Raw genomic sequence first — 16981 nt, 5'->3', positions numbered from 1 at the left:
TCTCGAAACGAGTTCCCTCCCGCCATGGGATGTGCGGGGATTCCTGGCTCAGGCCGCCGCGTGCCCCGGCGGGGCGCACGGTCCTCTGCCCTCGACACCAGCCGGGTCCAGACCGGCCCGGACCAGCACCACGTGTGCGGAGTTCTTGTCCCTTGGGCGGGACACGCCGCAGGCGGTGCAGGTGTAGATGCGTTCGGACAGTGGCAGGCGGTGCTTGGCTCTCGCACCGCAGTCGCCGCAGTCCATCGTCGTGTGCGCCGGGTGCACCAGGCGCACGTCCCGGCCGTGCTTGCGGCCCATCTCCACCAGGGCGTGCTTGGTCGCGCCGATCGCCGCGTCGGCCGCCTTGCGCGCCATCGTGCTCCTGGCCAGGAACTTCGGCTTGAAGTCCTCCACGGCGATCGCGTCATGGTCACGGACGACCTTCTTGGCCCACTTGCGGGCGGTGTCCTGGCGTTGCCTGGCCACCTTCGCGTGCGCCCGGGCGGCGTGCTTCTTCGCCCGCAGATAGCCCTTGGAGGCCTTCTGGCCTCGTGCGGGTTTGCGGCGGGCCATCATCCATTGGTACCGGGCCAGGCGCCGCGCGGCCTTCCCGCCGTGTTCGGGGTGGGGCAGGTCGTGGTCGTCGCTGGTGGTGGTCGCGGCCTCCGCCACACCCCAGTCGACGCCGATCACCCGCCCCGTGGCGGGCAGGGGCTCGGTCTGAGCGGGGACGACAAAGCTGGCGTACCAGTGGCCCAGCGCATCACGGTACACGCGCGCACTTGACGGATCGGCGGGCAGTTGGCGCGACCACACCACGGTCAGGGCGATCCCCCCGGCCAGGTGCAACCGGCCGTCCTTGAGGCGGAACCCGCGCCGGGTGTAGTTCAGCGTCGGAGCGGCAGTGTGTTTTCTCTTGAACCGGGGCATCCCCGCCCGCTGCCGCACGGGCACCCGGTTCTTGATGTCCTTGAGCGCTTTGGCGCGGGCGGCGGCGAAGTCGCGGATGATCTGCTGTTGGGGCACCGACCCGCCCCGGCGCAACCACCTCCTGGTGGCGCGCCAGCCGGTGAGCATCCGGTCCAACCGTGCCGGACCGCACTTCTCCCTGGCTTTGTGCGCGGCGCGGGATTGGGCGACGCACTGGTTCCACACCCAGCGGCACCGCCCCCACTCCCGTGCCAGGGCGTGGTGGGCGGTGGACGACACGCGCAGCCGGAAGGTGTACCGGGCGTGCCCGACCTTCTCGTCTGCCTGTGGTGATGTCGTCACGGTCGGCAATCTAGCGGGAAACGCCGACAGGCCAAGGAGAATCCCCCTTCGACGTGAGGCAGCTCACTACTGCTGTGAGCGGGCGACGGAGGCTCCGATTCCTCCCCGACCTGAAGGCCGAGGCATCCTCGGAGGAAAATGGTGACCACACTGTCGGGAACCTGCCCTACGGAGCGAGCAAGGGCGCGCTGGACCGCATCACCCCGGCCGCCGCCCGGGAGTTGGCGCACCTGGGGGTGAGCGCGAACGTGATCGACCCCGGCCCGGTCGAGACCGGGTGGATGGACGGGGAGACCCGGGCGGCGTGCGTGGGGCGGACACCGTTGGGGCGTCTGGGCACCCCGGCCGACACAGCGGATCTGCTGGAGTTCCCGTGTTCGGCGCGGGGAGGGTGGATCGACGGGCAGTCGCCGCACAGCGACGGCGGGTTCTCCGCCTGAGGCGCGCGCCGGCGAACGCCCCTCCGAGGCCCGGGGTGCGTTCGCCGGCCTCCGGGGGGCTACTCCACGGTGACGGTGGCCTCCATGCCCATCGCGCGGTGGCCGCCCACCGAACAGTAGAAGGTGTACGTGCCCGGATCCAGGGTGACGGTGGCGCTCTGGCTGGCGCCCGCGTCGATCACGGGGATGACCTGCTCGTCGCCCAGTTCCTCGACAACGAGGTCGTGCTGGGCCTGGCCGACGTTCTCGAAGTCGATCCGGATCGTGCCCGCGGGCAGGGTCTCGGGGATGCCGTCGAAGGACATCTCCTGAGCCGTGACGGCGATCGTCGCCACGGCGTCTTCCTCCTGCGCGGTGTCCTCGGCGCCCGTGTCCTCGGCGCCGGTGGGGTCGGACGCGCTCTCCTCGGATGCCACCTCCTCGGGGGCGGAGGTGTCGGTGCCGTCGTCGGAGGCGCAGGCGCTCAGGCCGATGGCTCCGACCGCGGCCAGCGCGATGAGGCTGAGGCGTTTCATGTCATGTCTCCTTGGAGGGGTGGCGGTGTGGCTCATGGGTCACCGGGGGCAGAGGCGAAGTCAGATGGTCGCAGCATGCTACGGGATGCTCACACGAGCAGCACGCTAGCGAAAATACTTCTCGGTAAACAAATGAATCCTCACCCTTCACACGGCGATTGCCTTTACTTCGTAGATCTCAGTTGCCGGACGAAGACCCCGAGCGACGCCGAAGGGAAGCGGAGGGCGTGGCGCCGCGGGGGCGGGTCCGCCGTCCGGGCCAGGACGGGACCCGGACCCCACACACGCGCCCCCGCGACGGTGCCCCATCCTGAGGAGCGAAGATCACGATGTCAACATCCAGACAGTTCACCGCCCCCTGGGGTGTGGACCCGCCCCGGAACCACTGCGGGACGGAGACCCACATGACTCTCCATCCCAGCGGTGAACGCCGTACACTTCTCCCCGGCACGAAGACGGCTCCGGGGGTGGCGGCATGCGCAGGGCACGACGGCGCGGTTTGGCCCACGAGGCGGCCGACCGCGTCCGCGAGGCCATTCTCGAGGGGCGGGTGCCTCCGGGATCGGCCCTGCGCGAGGTGGAACTGGCCTCCTCCCTGGAGGTCAGCCGGGGATCGGTCCGCGAGGGACTGGCCATCCTCGAGCGCGAGGGCCTGGTGCGCAGCGAGTGGCACCGCGGCACCCGCGTCATCGAGTTGACCACGGACGACGTCAACGAGGTCTACGCGGTCCGCGCCGCGCTGGAACGCCTGGCCACGACACTGGCCGCCCGGCGGATGACGCCCGAACGCACCGCCGAACTGCACACCCTGGTGGACGCCATGGAGCAGGCGCTGTGCGTGGACGCGGACGGACCCACCCTGCTCGCGCTCGACCTGGCCTTCCATGACCGGATCTACGACACGGCCGCCAACAGTCGCCTGACCACCTCCTGGCGCGGCCTGCGTTCACAGGTGCACCTGTTCCAGGCCGCCCGCACGCGACTGGACCGCGAGCGCTACCGGAGCACGGTCGTCGCCGAGCACCGCGCGCTGATCCGGCACCTGAGCGGCGGCGCCACCGACGTGCTCGCCCAGGCCGCCGAGGAGCACGTCGACTCGGCGCGGAGGGCGCTTTTGGACGTACTGCCGGGTGTGGCGCCCGCCGAGGGCGCCCCCGGGTGACACCGGACCGGACACCCCGGCCGACTACTACACCAATCAGTCTGGATAGGCTAACCTAACCTTCGCACCCAAGGTTTGGGGCGTGTGATCACGTCTCGACCCGTGTGTCCGTACGCCCGTCGCCATCCCAGACTCGATTGGAACGAAGACCGTGCGTCTACCCACCGCCCCGGACGGTCGCCGCGGCTGCTCGGCCCTGGCACGCTACACCGGTGAGCAGATCGCCGGAACGGCGGGCACCACCGGCGGTTGGCTGCTGGTCGAGCATTCCGGCCCATGGCGCCACCCCGCGTTCTCCAGCCCGGGCCTGGACAAGACCGTCGTCTCCCGCCTCGCCGAGCGTATCGTCGGCCGCGACATCAAGCCCCAGCTCATCAAGCGCCCCGGCGAGGGCAAGCGCGCGGGCGGGGACGAGGGTCCGCGCCGCGCCTACTACGTCCACACCAGCAGGACCACCCCCTGGGCCCGCATGGTGGAGTTCGAGGACCTGGCCGAGCTGCTGGAGTACGACGTCACCGCCGTGGAGAAGCCCGAACCGCCGGAGTTCGGCGTCCCGGTGGAGCACAGTCTGTACCTGGTGTGCACGCACGCCAAGAAGGACCCGTGCTGCGCCGTGCTGGGGCGTCCCGTCGCGGCGGCCCTGGCCGGGGGGCGGGCCGAGGTCTGGGAGACCACCCACGTGGGCGGTGACCGCTTCGCCGCCAACCTGGTGGCCCTGCCCCAGGGTTTCTACTTCGGCCGTCTGGACCCGGAGTCGGCCGTGCGCACGGTGACCGCCTTCGAAGACGGTGACGTGCTCCCCGAGAACTACCGCGGACGGTGCACCGACTCCTCCGCCGCCCAGGCCGCCGACGCCGCGCTGCGCTCCAGGCTCGGCACGGTGGGCGTGAACGCGTTGACCCTGCTCGACGAGGACCGCGGGGACGACGGCGTGCGGGTCACCCTGGGCCACGACGGCGGCGTGTACACGGTGTCGGTGACCGTCGAGGAGGGGCCGGAGTGCCCGACGACGTGCTCGGCCCTGTCCCCCAGCCGCCCCGTCCACCACCGCGTCACGGAGATCGCCGAGGGCCGCGTCGGCGCCTCGTTCTCCTAGCGGATCCGAGGCGGCGGACCCGGGCCCCTTCCCCGGTCCGGGTCCTCACGTCACACGGGGAGGGGGAGGGGCCGCGCGGCCCCTCCCCCTCCCCCGGTTCGTCCGGCGTCCCGGCCCAGGGCTCAGCCCCAGAAGCCGAAGCTGTACAGCAGCCCGTTGGTGGCCGCGACGGCCGAGAGCGCGAGCACCGAACCGGTGACGAACGAGGTGCGCAGCGAGCGGACCAGGTACTCCGCGGACACCAGGTTGTTGAACAGGAAGTACCCGAGCATGGTCGCGTGCCAGAACCCGTCCATGCTCAGCGGTTCGAACGCGTAGGGCACGCCCGTCCACACCCCGGCCTCGGTGGTGAACCACGACCACGCCAGCGCCGCGCCGTAGCCGACCGGGATCTGCACGAGCGGCAGGATGAGCAGCGGGATCAGCTTGACGAAGCCCCACACACCCGGCTGGTTGGCGGTACGCGCCTCGGCCTGGGCCCGCTGGGCGGCCTGCCGCTCGGCGTGCACGCGCTCGCGGTGGGCGTGCTCGGCCTCCTGTTGGCGGCGCGCCTCCTGCTGGCGGCGCTGGTGTTCCTCGTACTGGCGGCGCTGTTCCTGTTGGCGGTACTGCTCCTGTTGGCGGTACTGCTCCTGCTGGCGCTGGCGTTCCTGTTCGGCCAGCTGACTTTCCCGCCCAGCCCGTTCCCGGGCCTGCTGGTGGTGCTGGGTGTCGGCGGCGGGGCGTCGGCTTCCGTACAGGTCCGCGTAGGGGTCCTCGGCGCCGGGAGCATCCTGCCGGTACTGGCCGGTGGGCGGACTCGCGGGCGGCTGGGCGGGCGGCATGTGCCGGGTGGGCTGGTACCCCTGCTGTCCGTATACGGCTGTGGCCCCGTTCCCGGGGGGCCGTGCCGTGGACGGGGCGATCCGGGTGGCCTGGTCGTCGCCGAGGGCGCCCGTGGCGGCTCCCGCGGCACCGCCCGCCGCGACGGCTCCTCCCGTGCCCAGCACCTCCGTGCGCTGGTGGCCGCCGGTGGCCCCGGGGCCTCCCGCGCCGCCGGGCGCGGCCAGCGCCTGGTTCACGGCCGCCGTCCTGTCGCGCACGTCCGCCGTCACGGCCGGGGGCAGCCAGGACGGTCCGGCGTGCACGTCGCCGAGGTGGTCGAGGATCTCGCCGGGGCTCGGGCGGCCCGCCGGGTCCTTGGACAGGCAGGCCGCGACCAGATGGCGCAGCGACTCGGGGACCGCAGACAGGTCCGGGTCCGCGCTGACGATCCGCATGACCATGGTGGGCATGCTGCCCTCGCCGAAGGGCCCGGCGCCGGTCGCGGCGAAGGCCAGGACCGCCCCGTAGGCGAACAGGTCGCTGGCGGGGGTCAGGGTCTGGCCCTCCACCTGTTCGGGGCTCATGAAGCCGGGGGTGCCGATCACCGACTGGGTGGCGGCCGTGCCGTCGGTGGCGCGGGCGATACCGAAGTCGATGACCCGGGGCCCGTCCTCGGCCAGCAGTACGTTCCCGGGCTTGAGGTCGCGGTGGATGAGGCCGACCCGGTGAATCTCGCCGAGCGCCTCGGCCAGACCGGCGGCGAGGACGCGGACGCTGGCCTCGGGCAGGGGTCCGTGGTCGCGGACCGCCTCGTCCAGGGGCAGGGAGGGGACGTAGGAGGTGACCAGCCAGGGCACCTCGTCGTCGGGTCCCGCGTCGATGACGGGGGCGGTGAAGGCACCGCTGACCTGACGCGCGGCGGTGACCTCGCGGGCGAAGCGCTGACGGAAGGAGGCGTCCGCGGCCATGTGCGGGTGGATGCGCTTGACGGCGACGGCCCGGCCGCCGGCGGAGCGGCCGAGGTAGACCTGGCCCATGCCCCCGGCGCCCAGACGGCTGACCAGCCGGTACCGCCCGACGCGCTCCGGGTCGTTGTTGTCCAAGGCGCCCAACGTCCTCATCCTCCGACTCTGCCGCTCGCGGAGGCCCCAGTCTAGGGCCGGGGCGGGCGGACCGAGGACAGATCCGCCCCCGGGTCGGGAACCGGACACGGGCACCGGTTTCGGTCCGTGCTGGGGCGGTAACGACCCAGACGGCGGTGGAGTTCCCCCACGTCCGTGTTCGGCCATTCTCCGGGAGCGGCTGAGAGACGCGGCTTCGCACCCCTAGTGTCGTGTACGTCACGAGAGGACCACAGCCATGCGGATGATCGACTCACTCCGTTTCGACGCCCGACTGCGCTCCGCCACCGCCCTGTCATGGGTGGCGGCTCAGTCGGGTGACCACGCCACTCGTCTCCTGCACTGGCCCTGGCGGGAGAACCCCTACCCCACCTACGCGCGGTTGCGCGCCGGGGGGCCGTTCGCCACCAGCCGCCTGGGTTTTCGCGTCACGCACACGCACGCGACCGTCGGACACGTCCTGGCCGAACGGGCGTTCGGTGTCCGGGCCCCGGAGGGGTTCGTCCCGCGCGAGGAGTTCGACGTGATGGACCTGTCCTTCCTCCAGCGGGACCCGCCCGACCACACCCGGCTGCGGAAGATGGCGCGCCCGGCGTTCGCGCCGCGCCGCGTGGCCGGGTACCGGGCGGAGATCGAGAAGATCGCCGAGGCGCTGCTGGACTCGGCGCTGGAGCGGGGCGACTTCGACCTCATGCGCGACTACGCCCAGCCGCTGCCGATCGCCGTCATCTCCCGGCTCCTGGGGGTCGACGAGGCCGACAACGACGCGTTCGTGCGGATCGGCACGGTCATCGGCACCGCCCTGGACGGAGCGCGGTCGGCGCGCCAGCTCCGCGAGATCCACGAGGCCAACGACGAGCTCGACGCGTTGTTCGCCCGGATGGCGGCCGACCGACGCGCCCGCCCGCGCGCGGACGTGATGTCGGCCCTGGTGGCCGAGCAGGACGGCGACAGGCTGTCCTCCACCGAGCTGGCGGCGATGTGCCGTCTGCTGCTGGTCGCCGGGTTCGAGACCACCGTGAACCTCATCGGCAACGGGGTGACGGCCCTGTTGCGCCACCGGGAGCAGTGGGACCGGCTCGTGGCCGACCCCGACCTGGTCGACGGCGCCGTGGAGGAGATCTTGCGGTTCGACTCGCCGGTACAGGTGACCTCGCGGTGGGCGCAGGAGGACACGGACGTCCTCGGCGAGCCCCTGAGGCGGGGTGAGCAGGTTCTGTGCCTGATCGGCTCGGCCAACCGCGACCCCGCCCGGTTCACCGAACCCGCCCGGTTCGACATCACCCGGGCCGAGGCGGCCGACCACCTCTCCTTCTCCAGCGGAGCCCACTACTGCCTGGGGGCGCCGCTGGCCCGTCTTGAGGGGCAGATCGCCCTGCGCGCGCTCGCCGAGCGGGTCCCGAGGCTGCGGCCCACGGCCCCGCCCACACGACGGCCGACGCTCTCGGTACGCGCGCTGTCCGCCTTCCCCGTCACGACCGGTGCGCGGTAGCCGTGGGCGGGGGCGTGCGGCGCGGGGCCGCCGGGGGGCGGTTCCCGTCACGGGGGAGCGCGATGGCGCTGGCGGTGCTGGCGGGGTGCGCGACGGTGTCCGTGGTGGCCGCGGCGCTGGCCGTGGCACTGCCCGAGGACGGGGGGCCGGAGAGCGGCACCCCGGTCCTGGCCGCCGTGCACGGGGTGGATCTGGGGGTGGCGGTCGCGGTCGAACCGCTGCGCGGGGACGACGAGTACCGGGACGTGGTGACCGGGAACTACACGTCGGTGACCGCGGAGAACACGATGAAGTGGGAGTACGTGCAGCCCGAGCGGGGCAGGTTCGACTGGAGCGGCCCGGACACGGTGATGGACTTCGCCGAGCGGGGCGGCCTCGACGTGCGGGGGCACACGCTTCTGTGGCACAACCAGCTGCCCGCGTGGCTGGAACAGGGCTCGTTCGGCCCGCAGGAGCTGCGCCAGGTCATGCGGGAGCACGTCGGGGAGCTGGTGGGCCGCTACGAGGGGCGGGTCACGGCGTGGGACGTGATCAACGAGCCCTTCACGGACGAGGGAGCGGAGCTGCGGGAGAACCTGTGGTACGGGGTCCTGGGCGAGGACTACATCGCCGAGGCCCTGTGGGTCGCGCACGAGGCCGACCCCGAGGCGCGGCTGTACATCAACGAGTTCGGGATCGAGGGCGGCGGCGCCAAGGCCGACGCCCTGTACGCGTTGGCGGAGGACCTGGTGGACCGGGGTGTGCCCCTGCACGGCATCGGTTTCCAGAGCCACTTCGTCCACGGGCAGGTGCCCGAGGACCTGGCCTCGACCATGCGGCGCTTCACCGACCTGGGGCTGGAGGTGGCCGTCACCGAGCTGGACGTGCGTGTGCCCGAGCCGGTCACCGACGCCGAACTGCAGGCGCAGGCCGGGGAGTACCGTCACGTGGTCGAGTCCTGCCTGGACGTGCCCGGGTGCGTGGGGGTGACCGTGTGGGGGGTCGGTGACGGGCACTCGTGGATCCCGGAGTGGTTCCCGGGGTACACGGCGGCCACCCCGTTCGACGAGGAGTACCGGCCCAAGCCCGCGCTGGAGGGGATCGTCGAGGCGCTGTCGCGACGGCCGACGCCGCCTTCCTCCGGGTGAGGCCTCCGGCGTCCGCCCGGAGGGGAGCCGGGCGGACGCCCGTCGGGGATCAGGTGAGGGGGTGGGCCCGCAGTTCGCGGCGGGCCGACGAGTGGTCGCGGGGACGGTCGAGACTCTCCAGCGCCAGGAGCCGGTCCCCGGCCAGGCAGCGCACGCTGAACGGTTCGGCGCCGGGGACACCGCTCAGCTCGGTCCTGTCGTATCCGGCGGACAGTCCGGCGATCCGCAGCGTGTGACGGTACTGGTCGGACCAGAAGGTGGGCACCCAGCCCCGGGCGGTGTAGTCTCCGGGGTCCCCTCCCGCCAGTCGGGCGGCGACGTGGGCGGCCGAGGCCGCCGCGTGGTCGACCGACTCCAGGCGGAGGCGGTCGCCGCGTGGTCGACCGACTCCAGGCGGAGGCGGTCGCCGGCTCCGGGCGCGGGAAAGGCCGCCACGTCGCCGATGGCGCTCACCGACGGATCGCGTGTGGTGCGCAGCGCGCCGTCCACGGCGACACCGCCGGTCGCCTGGTCCAGCTCCAGGCCCGCGGCCTCGGCCAGATCGGTCTCGGGGCGCGCTCCGAGACCGACGACGACCAGGTCCGCCTCCAACACCGTTCCGTCGTCGAGGCGGACCAGGCGGGCCGGTCCCCCGCCGTCACCGGCCGTGACGTCGACGCACCTCGTGCCGGTGAGTACACGGACCCCGTGTTCCCGGTGCAGGCGGGCGACCGCCTCTGAGGTCACCGGCGTGCACACCCGCCCCAGGACCCGGGGGCCGGCCTCGACCACCGTGGTCGGGCAGCCTCCGCCACGGGCGGCCGCCGCGACCTCCAGCCCGACGAAGCCGCCCCCGACCACCACGACGCGCCCGCCGCGCAGGAGCGGTCGCAGTGGGGCGCCGTCGGCGACCGTGTGGACGGTGCGCACGAGTCCGGGCCGCCTCGCCCACCGCCGGGGGACCAGCGGGCGGGAGCCGGTGGCCAGCACGAGGTGGCGGTAGGGCACCGTCGCTCCCCCCTTCACCGTCACCGTCCGCCTGGCGCGGTCGACCCCGCTGACCCGGGCCGAGACACGGACCTCCACGCCCTGTTCGGCGAGCCGGTCGGGAGCGTGCATCGCCAACCGGGCGGCCAGGTCCGCCTCCGAGGCGGCGGGGTCCATGGCTGCGGTGAGCGCGTCCTTGGTCAGTGGCGGGCGCTCGTAGGGGGCGTGGGGCTCGGCCCCGAGCACCGTGACCCGGTGCGCCTGGCCCAGCCGGTGCATCGACGCCACCAGGTGCCCGGCGGCCATCCCTCCTCCGACCACGACGACGTCGCCTGGGGTGTGCATCGAGACCCTCCTCGTCTCCACGGGAACGCGGATGTGTCGGCCCGCTCCCTTGACCGGAATTTTTGTTGAGTATACGCTCAACGAGCAATCACTCAATGAGTGTTCACTCAATATATTCTCCGAACACAGGGGGCATCGATGGCGACGAGCCGACAGCAGGCGGCCGCGGAGCGGCGCCGACACATCCGCGATGTGGCGTTGCGGCTGTTCGCGCGGTACGGGTTCGCGGCGACCACCACCAAGCTCATCGCGAAGGAGGCCGGAGTGGCGGAGGGACTGCTCTTCCACTACTTCGGGAACAAGGTGGAGCTGCTCCGGGCGATCGCGGACTCCCCCGAACTGGACCGGGCGGCCGTCACCGGCGCGTTGCGCGCCTGCGGCCCCGCCAGCCCGGGCGAGGGGGTCCGCGCCTTCGGCACCGCCCTTCTGGCCCACCTTCGCGAGCACTCCGACCTCATGGCGGTCCTGGCCGCCGAGGGCCAGATCGACGGTGAGCTGGCCGGTCTGTTCTGGGAGCTGGTCGGAGAGTTCCGAACGGAGTTGGCGCTCTGGCTCGCCGACGCCGTCGACCACGGATCCGTGGCCCACGACGCGCCCGTGGAGGCGGCGGCCTCGGCGGTGACCTCCTCCCTGTCCTTCTTCTTCCTCGAACACCGAGGCGACGACGAGCGGTGGGACCGCCTGGCCGAGCAGCACGTCAGCGGCCTCGCCGCGCTCATCGTCGACGGGATCACCCCGCGCGGCGGACGAGGGGAGTGATCCCGGTGACCGAACGGATCAGCGAACCGCACTGGCTGCCGGTCGGAACCCGCGAGGACGTCGCGGACGCGGGCGCGGTCCGCGTTCCGGGACCCGACGGGCCGATCGCCGTCTTCGACACCCCGGACGGACTGTTCGCCCTGGGTGACACGTGTACGCACGGCCAGGCCTCGCTGTGCGAGGGCTGGGTCGAGGACGGAACCGTCGAGTGCCCCGCCCACCTGGCCGTGTTCTCGATGCGCACCGGCCAGGTGCGGTCCGGCCCCGCCAGCGCGTCCGCCACCACCTACCGCGTCGAGGTGCGCGGAGACACCGTCGGCGTCGTGATCGACGGCTCCGAGCCGGCACGTCCCGACGAACGACCCCCGAACCGCGGCTGACCACCACACCGAGAACACGACGATCGGAGCGAACATGAGCACAGCACCCGCCACCGGCCGGTCGGCCGCGCCCGGGGAGCTGATCGACCTCGACACGGGCACCCTGCACCGCGAGGTCTTCGAGTCCGAACCCCTCCTGCGCACGGAGCTGGCCACGGTCTTCACCCGCAGCTGGCTGTTCCTGGGGCACGAGTCCCGGCTGCGCCGCCCCGGTGACTTCTTCACGGCCGTCATGGGCCAGGACCACGTCATCGTCACGCGCGGCCGGGACGGACGGATCCGCGCCCTCCTCAACGTGTGCCGCCACCGGGGCATGCGCGTGTGCCGCGCCGACTCGGGGTCGACCCCACGGTTCACCTGCTCCTACCACGGCTGGTCCTACGACGGCACGGGCGCGCTGGTCGAGGTGCCCAACCACGACGACGGCTACGAGGGACGCCTGCCCCTGGACCGCTGGGGCCTGGTCCCGGTCACCCGGGTGGAGTCCTACCGCGGATTCGTCTTCGGCTGCTGGGACGCGCAGGCACCCTCGCTACACGACTACCTCGACGCCTACCGGGGCGTCCTGGACTGGGCCGCGGACGGCCTCGACCAGCCAGAACTGGTCGGCCCCATCAAGTGGCGGCTCCAGGGCAACTGGAAGCTGGCCGCCGAACAGTTCGCCAACGACACCTACCACCCGCAGACCGCCCACCTGTCCGCCACCTCGCTGCTCGACGTCAACATGCCCACCGAGGGCCGGGAGCTGGGCAGCCGCTACGGCCACGGGTGGACGATCATCCTGCCCGAGGACCCCAACTACACCGCCTTCACCTTCGGGCGCTCCCCCGAGGACGCGGCGCCCGGACACCAGGCACTCATCCACGGCACCGTCTTCCCCAACTTCTCCATGCTCGCGGACCGCGTCCTGCGTGTGTGGCACCCCCGGTCCGTCGACGACATGGAGATCTGGTCCTGGGTGATGGTGGACTCGGGCTGGTCGGCCGAACAACGCCGACAGGCGATGCGGATGGCCACGCTCACCTTCTCCAGCACCGGCATCGTCGAGACCGACGACAGCGAGAACTGGTCGGAGATCCAGGCGGTGGCCGGCGGCCACGTCACCGGGCGCACCGCGCTCAACTACCAGATGGGGTTGGGCACCACCACGACCGGCGACCCGGCCGTACCCGGGTTCACCGGCGACGTCGGCCACATCCTCAACGACGTCGGCGCCCGGGCCTTCTACCGGCGGTGGCTCGAACTCATGGAGGGCCCCGCCCCGGAACTGCCCCAGACCGCCCCCGCCCCCATGCCCGCCCCGGACCGGCGCTGACGCCGCCTCCGCGACCGAGAGGAGCCCCGATGACGACCACGATCTCCACGCAGTCCTTCCGGCCCCGGCCTCCCGAGGCCGGTCCCGTGGAACGGCCGATCCCCGTCGACGCCGACGAGCAGCGCGAGATCGAGCAGTTCCTGTACTTCGAGGCCCAACTGCTGGACGAGGCACGCTACTCCGACTGGCTGGACCTGCTCGCCGAGGAGGTCAGCTACCGGATGCCCGCCCGGGGCAACCGGATGCACCGCGACCTGGCCGGTGAGGCGGGCGGCCCCGGGGACCTGGGCCACTACGACGAGGACCTGGCCACCCTGCGCCTGCGGGCGGCACGGGTGCAGCAGACGGTCGCCTGGTCGGACAACCCCCCGCCGAGGGTCGTGCGCGCGGTGACCAACGTCCAGGCCACGCGGCGGCCCGAGCTCGGTGACGGCGTCTTCGCGGTCCGCAGCGTCGTGGACGCCCACCGCAACCGGCTTGCCGACGACACCGACCGCTTCACCGGGTTCCGAGCCGACGTCCTGCGCCGGGGCCCCGACGGACTGTTGCTGGCGGAGCGGACCGTCTACCTCGCCGACAGCGTGCTCCTGGCCAAGAACGCGTCGCTGTTCCTCTGAGGGGAGGGAGTGGCCATGCCCCTGGCCGTGACGGTCCTGTCGGCGGTGCTGGCGGTCGCGTTCACCGTGACGGGCGGCGCGAAGGCGGTCGGTTCGCGAAGGCTGCTCGACCGGGTCTCCTACCTGCCGGTGGGGGCGGGCGTCCTGCGCGCGGCGGGGCTGGTGGAGGTCGCGGCCGCGGTGGGCCTGCTCGCCGGTCTCCGGATGCCCCCCGTCGGTCTGGCCGCCGCCGCGGTGCTCACCGCGCAGTCGGCACTCGCCGTCGCCGTGCACGCGTGGGCGCGGCGGGAACGCGAGTCCCCGGTCGCGGCCGCGGTGAGGATTCCGGCCACCTACACGGGAGCGCTCGTCCTGCTGCTGGCCTGTCTGCACGTGTGGGCCTGACCAACGGCACGACGGCCCCGTCCGTGCCCCTTCCGGGGGCGCGGGCGGGGAGCCCGTCCGCCTGTCGGTGTCGGTCGGCCCGTGAAGCCGGACTCACCGGACTTCATCGCCCAAGCCCGGAGTGACGTCCGGGACGGCCGGGTCCCGCACGGGTACGCCTTCCCGTCGGTCAGGCGAAGGTGTAGGGGGTCAGGTACTCGGGGACGACGACGCGCGAGCCGGGTGAGACGCGCCGGACCACGGCGGTGAAGTCCGCGACGCTCATGCCCGTTCCCGTTCCGTCGACCGGCGGGTTGGTCAGCTCGCGCTCGAAGTGGTCCCAGTGCACGGGGACCACGGTGCCGGGACGGTCCAGGGCCTCGATCAGTCGGGGCACGTAGTCGTGGGTGCTGGAGGTGGAGGGCAGTGCGACCATGGCCACGTCCGGGGACAGTCCGGTGACCGCGCGTTCGTCGAAGTCGCTGGCGCCCATGAAGAAGGCGGAGGGGCCCGAGGCGGGGGTCAGGTGGAAGGCGAGGGTGTCGCCCTCGGGCAGGTCGGCGATGGTGGCCGGGGTGTCCGGGACACCGACGCGGATGCCGGGGAAGAGGACGGAGTGGCGGCTGTTTCTGCTGTGCAGTGAGCGCACCACCTCCACGACGTCGCCGCCGAAGTCGAGCACCTCCCCGCCGCGCACCGGGGAGAGCTGTGCGGCGGGCACACCCATCGCCTGGGCGACGTGGTAGGCGGTGAGGGTGCCCAGGACGCGGGCTCCGGTGGCGGTGGCGATGTGCGGGACGTCCGAGAAGTGGTCCCAGTGGGTGTGGCTGACCAGGATGAGCCCGTCCTCGCCGATGTCGGCGGTGTGCTCGTCCACGGCGGCGCTGTCGACCGTGAGGGGGGTGGCGGGGTCGAAGCCGCGGCCCTCCTGGAAGATTCCGGTCGCGAAGCGGGTGAGGTAGGGGTCCACCAGGAGGGTGCGTTCGGGTAGGTCGACGCGCCACCCGCTGGTGCCCAGCCAGCGGAAGACGGGGCCGGGGCCGGAGTCCGACGGGGGTCGTGCGGCGGCCGCGGTGGTCCCGGCGGCCGCGTGGGCGGCGCCCTGTCCCGCGAGCAGGGGCGCCAGTGCGCCGCCCGCGACGGTGCCGCTCAGGAATCCGCGTCGTCCGATCGTCATGCCGTCTCCTCGTCCTTGGGCGTGGTCGGCCGTGGTCGGCCGAACGGCGCACATTCGAGCACGGGCTCTGATCAGGCGTCCAATAACCGGGAGGTGCGCGGTGCCGGGCGTTCGCCTATCGGTCCAGGTCAACCGGGCGGGGTGGGGGCGGCTCAGGCGCGCAGGCGGTCGACGGCCCCCCGTGCGGCCCGGCCGAGCGCGAGGTCGGTCTCCAGGGGCGCGAGGCCGGGGTCGGTGACGGTGGCGGACACGGCCACCGCGTAGCGCCCTCCGTCGGGGTACTCGACCACGCCCGCCTCCTGGCGCAGCCCGGGCAGGGTGCCGGACTTGGCGCTGACGCGGACGGAGGGCGGGAAGCCCGAGGCGATGCGGGCGCGGACGAGTTGACGGGCCATGAGGGCGCGGACGAAGGCGCAGGCGTCGGGCGGGGCGGCCCGGTCGGTCCAGATCAGACTCAGCAGGAGGGTGAGGTCGCGCATGGAACCGGAGGTGGCGCGGGTGGGATCGTAGGCGCGCGGCGCGCGGAGGGAGTCGGGGTCGTCCGCGAGGAGGGTGTGCAGGAGGTCACGGGGGCCGCCGGTGAAGCTGGTGCGCGTGAGCTCGAGTTCGGTGGCCAGCAACTGGACGGGTTCCACTCCGACGCGGTCGACGATGAGGTCGGCGGCGGTGTTGTCGCTGATGGTCATGGCCAGGAAGGCGCAGTCGCGCAGGGAGAGTTCGACGTCGTCGGCGAAGTCGGCGGTGCCGGTGCCGCCGAGGCGGTGCTCGCGGCGCGCCACGACGCGTTCGGCGGGGTCGAGGCGTCCGGTGGCGGCCTGGCGGGCGAACTCCAAGGTGATGAGGATCTTGGCGACCGAGGCGAGCACGACGGGTTCGTCGGCTCGGTCGGCCACCTGCGCTGTGCCGTCGATCTCCCGGGCGTGCACGCGGGGTGTCGGTGTGTCGGTGGTGGTCACCGAAGTCACGGTAGCCGGGTGCGGCGCCGGCGCGGATAGGGTCGCGGTCGTGGATCTTGGACGACATCTGCGGTACTTCCTGGTGGTCGCGCGGGAGGGGCATTTCGGGGACGCGGCCGCGGAGCTGGGGATCGCCCAGCCCGCGCTCAGTCAGTCGGTGCGGCGGTTGGAGGCGGAGCTGGGGGTGACCCTGTTCGACCGGTCGCGCCGCCGGGTGCGGTTGACTGCCGCCGGGCGGCTGCTGGTGGACCAGGCGCGTGAGGTGGTCGCGGGCGAGGCGCGGCTTCGGGAGACGATGCGGCGGGTGCGCGACGGCGAGGTGGCGACACTGCGCGTGGGCGTACCGCCGGGGACGCCGGCGGTGGCGCTGCGGGGGCTGTTGGACGGGATGGCCGGGCAGGCGCCCGGCCTGGACGTGAACGTGGGCGCGATGACCGGCGCCGAGCTGGTGCGGGCGTTGGGTGAGGGGTCGGTCGACACGGGGTTGGTGACGGCGCCGTTCGACGGTTCGGGACTGGTGAGCGAGCCGGTGCACCGGGTGGAGGTGGGAGCGGTCGTGCCGCGCGGTGCCCCGTGGGCCCGTGCCGGGCGGGTGGATCTGGCGGACCTGGCCGGCGAGGATCTGGTGGTGGCGCCGCGACGGGAGGCACCGGAGTGGTTCGAGCGGGTGTTGGCGGTGTGCCGCGAGCACGGGTGGGTGCCGCCGAGGGTGCACGAGGCCGAGGGCGCGGAGTTCCTGTCGGGACTGGTGCTGGCGGGTCGGGGAACGGCGCTGGCGACGGAGTCGACGGCGGTCAGGGAGCCGCGGCTGGCGTGGCGTCCCCTGGTGGGGGCGCCGCTGCACCAGCGCACGGAGGCGGTGCGGCCCGCGCGGGGCGCGCACCCGGGGGCGTCGGTGTTCGCCGGGGTGGCGGCTCGGGTGCTGGCCGAGCCCGCCGACCGGGGCGAACCGATCGGCGGGCATCCGGGGAACCGCCCGTGGTCGCTGGTCTACGGAGGCGGTCCGCTCCCGCAGCCCGGTTGAGCCGAAGGCCCGGACGGAGGGGGTGCGGCGGCGTGGCCGGGTCACGGGCGGCTCCGACCGCCCCCGCC

At 73.0% G+C, this 16981-nt stretch carries 18 protein-coding genes; 11 read left to right on the top strand and 7 right to left on the bottom strand.

The genetic code is table 11. The annotated features are described in order from the left end of the window. Positions 1-48: 48 nt before the first annotated feature. On the bottom strand, positions 49-1254 hold the full coding sequence (locus tag KIK06_RS06865) for an RNA-guided endonuclease InsQ/TnpB family protein (protein WP_268642467.1): 1206 nt from the start codon (positions 1252-1254) through the stop codon (positions 49-51). Positions 1255-1307: 53 nt separating this feature from the next. On the opposite strand from KIK06_RS06865, the gene KIK06_RS06860 reads away from it, so the two are divergent. After that, positions 1308-1694 carry an SDR family oxidoreductase gene (locus KIK06_RS06860; protein ID WP_327084632.1) on the top strand — a complete coding sequence of 129 codons (387 nt, stop codon included), beginning with the start codon at positions 1308-1310 and terminating at the stop codon, positions 1692-1694. A gap of 59 nt (positions 1695-1753) precedes the next feature. Here KIK06_RS06860 and KIK06_RS06855 read toward each other — a convergent pair whose 3' ends face one another. Continuing rightward, positions 1754-2209, bottom strand: coding sequence for a cupredoxin domain-containing protein (locus tag KIK06_RS06855; protein ID WP_268642465.1), 456 nt, complete (start codon positions 2207-2209; stop codon positions 1754-1756). A 475-nt stretch (positions 2210-2684) separates the two neighbouring features. Between KIK06_RS06855 and KIK06_RS06850 the strand changes: the two genes are divergently transcribed. Both KIK06_RS06850 and KIK06_RS06845 read left to right on the top strand, forming a co-directional pair. Beyond that, a complete protein-coding gene (locus KIK06_RS06850; protein ID WP_268642463.1) occupies positions 2685-3371 on the top strand; it encodes a GntR family transcriptional regulator in 687 nt (228 codons plus the stop codon). A 151-nt stretch (positions 3372-3522) separates the two neighbouring features. Next, positions 3523-4467 (top strand): sucrase ferredoxin, encoded by a 945-nt coding sequence (locus tag KIK06_RS06845; protein WP_017597679.1) that lies wholly within the window; start codon positions 3523-3525, stop codon positions 4465-4467. Between the two features lie 122 nt (positions 4468-4589). Here the strand turns inward: KIK06_RS06845 and KIK06_RS06840 are convergent, their stop codons facing one another. After that, positions 4590-6392 carry a serine/threonine-protein kinase gene (locus KIK06_RS06840; RefSeq protein ID WP_268642461.1) on the bottom strand — a complete coding sequence of 601 codons (1803 nt, stop codon included), beginning with the start codon at positions 6390-6392 and terminating at the stop codon, positions 4590-4592. Positions 6393-6630: 238 nt separating this feature from the next. On the opposite strand from KIK06_RS06840, the gene KIK06_RS06835 reads away from it, so the two are divergent. Together KIK06_RS06835 and KIK06_RS06830 are read left to right on the top strand one after the other, a co-directional pair. Then, the gene (locus KIK06_RS06835) at positions 6631-7884 is read left to right on the top strand and encodes a cytochrome P450 (protein WP_017597682.1); all 1254 of its coding nucleotides are present in this window, start codon (positions 6631-6633) and stop codon (positions 7882-7884) included. Between the two features lie 62 nt (positions 7885-7946). Next, positions 7947-9011 (top strand): endo-1,4-beta-xylanase, encoded by a 1065-nt coding sequence (locus KIK06_RS06830; protein WP_268642458.1) that lies wholly within the window; start codon positions 7947-7949, stop codon positions 9009-9011. A gap of 49 nt (positions 9012-9060) precedes the next feature. On the opposite strand, the gene KIK06_RS06825 is transcribed toward KIK06_RS06830, so the two are convergent. Continuing rightward, the gene (locus KIK06_RS06825; protein WP_040688461.1) at positions 9061-9276 is read right to left on the bottom strand and encodes an oxidoreductase C-terminal domain-containing protein; all 216 of its coding nucleotides are present in this window, start codon (positions 9274-9276) and stop codon (positions 9061-9063) included. Continuing rightward, the gene (locus KIK06_RS06820) at positions 9195-10322 is read right to left on the bottom strand and encodes an NAD(P)/FAD-dependent oxidoreductase (RefSeq protein ID WP_268642455.1); all 1128 of its coding nucleotides are present in this window, start codon (positions 10320-10322) and stop codon (positions 9195-9197) included. The genes KIK06_RS06825 and KIK06_RS06820 overlap by 82 nt, the downstream gene beginning before the upstream one ends. Positions 10323-10460: 138 nt before the next feature. Here KIK06_RS06820 and KIK06_RS06815 point away from each other — a divergent pair, with 138 nt between their 5' ends. The 5 genes from KIK06_RS06815 to KIK06_RS06795 are packed head-to-tail and all read left to right on the top strand — an operon-like array spanning position 10461 to position 13777. Beyond that, entirely contained in the window at positions 10461-11081 is a 621-nt protein-coding gene (locus tag KIK06_RS06815) for a TetR/AcrR family transcriptional regulator (RefSeq protein ID WP_083924112.1), read from the top strand. 5 nt (positions 11082-11086) lie between these two features. After that, positions 11087-11461, top strand: a complete 375-nt coding sequence (locus KIK06_RS06810) for a non-heme iron oxygenase ferredoxin subunit (RefSeq protein WP_268642454.1) — start codon at positions 11087-11089, stop codon at positions 11459-11461. Positions 11462-11495: 34 nt separating this feature from the next. After that, positions 11496-12776, top strand: a complete 1281-nt coding sequence (locus KIK06_RS06805) for an aromatic ring-hydroxylating oxygenase subunit alpha (RefSeq protein WP_017597687.1) — start codon at positions 11496-11498, stop codon at positions 12774-12776. A 29-nt stretch (positions 12777-12805) separates the two neighbouring features. Then, the gene (locus tag KIK06_RS06800; protein ID WP_268642453.1) at positions 12806-13393 is read left to right on the top strand and encodes a 3-phenylpropionate/cinnamic acid dioxygenase subunit beta; all 588 of its coding nucleotides are present in this window, start codon (positions 12806-12808) and stop codon (positions 13391-13393) included. A 15-nt stretch (positions 13394-13408) separates the two neighbouring features. Beyond that, on the top strand, positions 13409-13777 hold the full coding sequence (locus KIK06_RS06795) for a DoxX family protein (RefSeq protein ID WP_017597689.1): 369 nt from the start codon (positions 13409-13411) through the stop codon (positions 13775-13777). Between the two features lie 169 nt (positions 13778-13946). Here KIK06_RS06795 and KIK06_RS06790 read toward each other — a convergent pair whose 3' ends face one another. Then, positions 13947-14933 (bottom strand): MBL fold metallo-hydrolase, encoded by a 987-nt coding sequence (locus tag KIK06_RS06790; RefSeq protein WP_268642451.1) that lies wholly within the window; start codon positions 14931-14933, stop codon positions 13947-13949. A gap of 152 nt (positions 14934-15085) precedes the next feature. After that, the gene (locus tag KIK06_RS06785) at positions 15086-15889 is read right to left on the bottom strand and encodes a serine hydrolase (RefSeq protein ID WP_017597691.1); all 804 of its coding nucleotides are present in this window, start codon (positions 15887-15889) and stop codon (positions 15086-15088) included. Between the two features lie 49 nt (positions 15890-15938). Between KIK06_RS06785 and KIK06_RS06780 the strand changes: the two genes are divergently transcribed. After that, positions 15939-16913: a LysR family transcriptional regulator gene (locus tag KIK06_RS06780; RefSeq protein ID WP_268642449.1), complete on the top strand. Its 975-nt coding sequence runs from the start codon at positions 15939-15941 to the stop codon at positions 16911-16913. Positions 16914-16981: the final 68 nt, after the last annotated feature.

Source organism: Nocardiopsis sp. EMB25 (genome assembly GCF_026797795.1).
In the GTDB taxonomy this organism is placed as follows: Bacteria; Actinomycetota; Actinomycetes; order Streptosporangiales; family Streptosporangiaceae; genus Nocardiopsis; species Nocardiopsis lucentensis.
The sequence above is the reverse complement of the archived record's forward strand: the minus strand, read 5'-3'. Positions and strand labels throughout refer to the sequence as shown.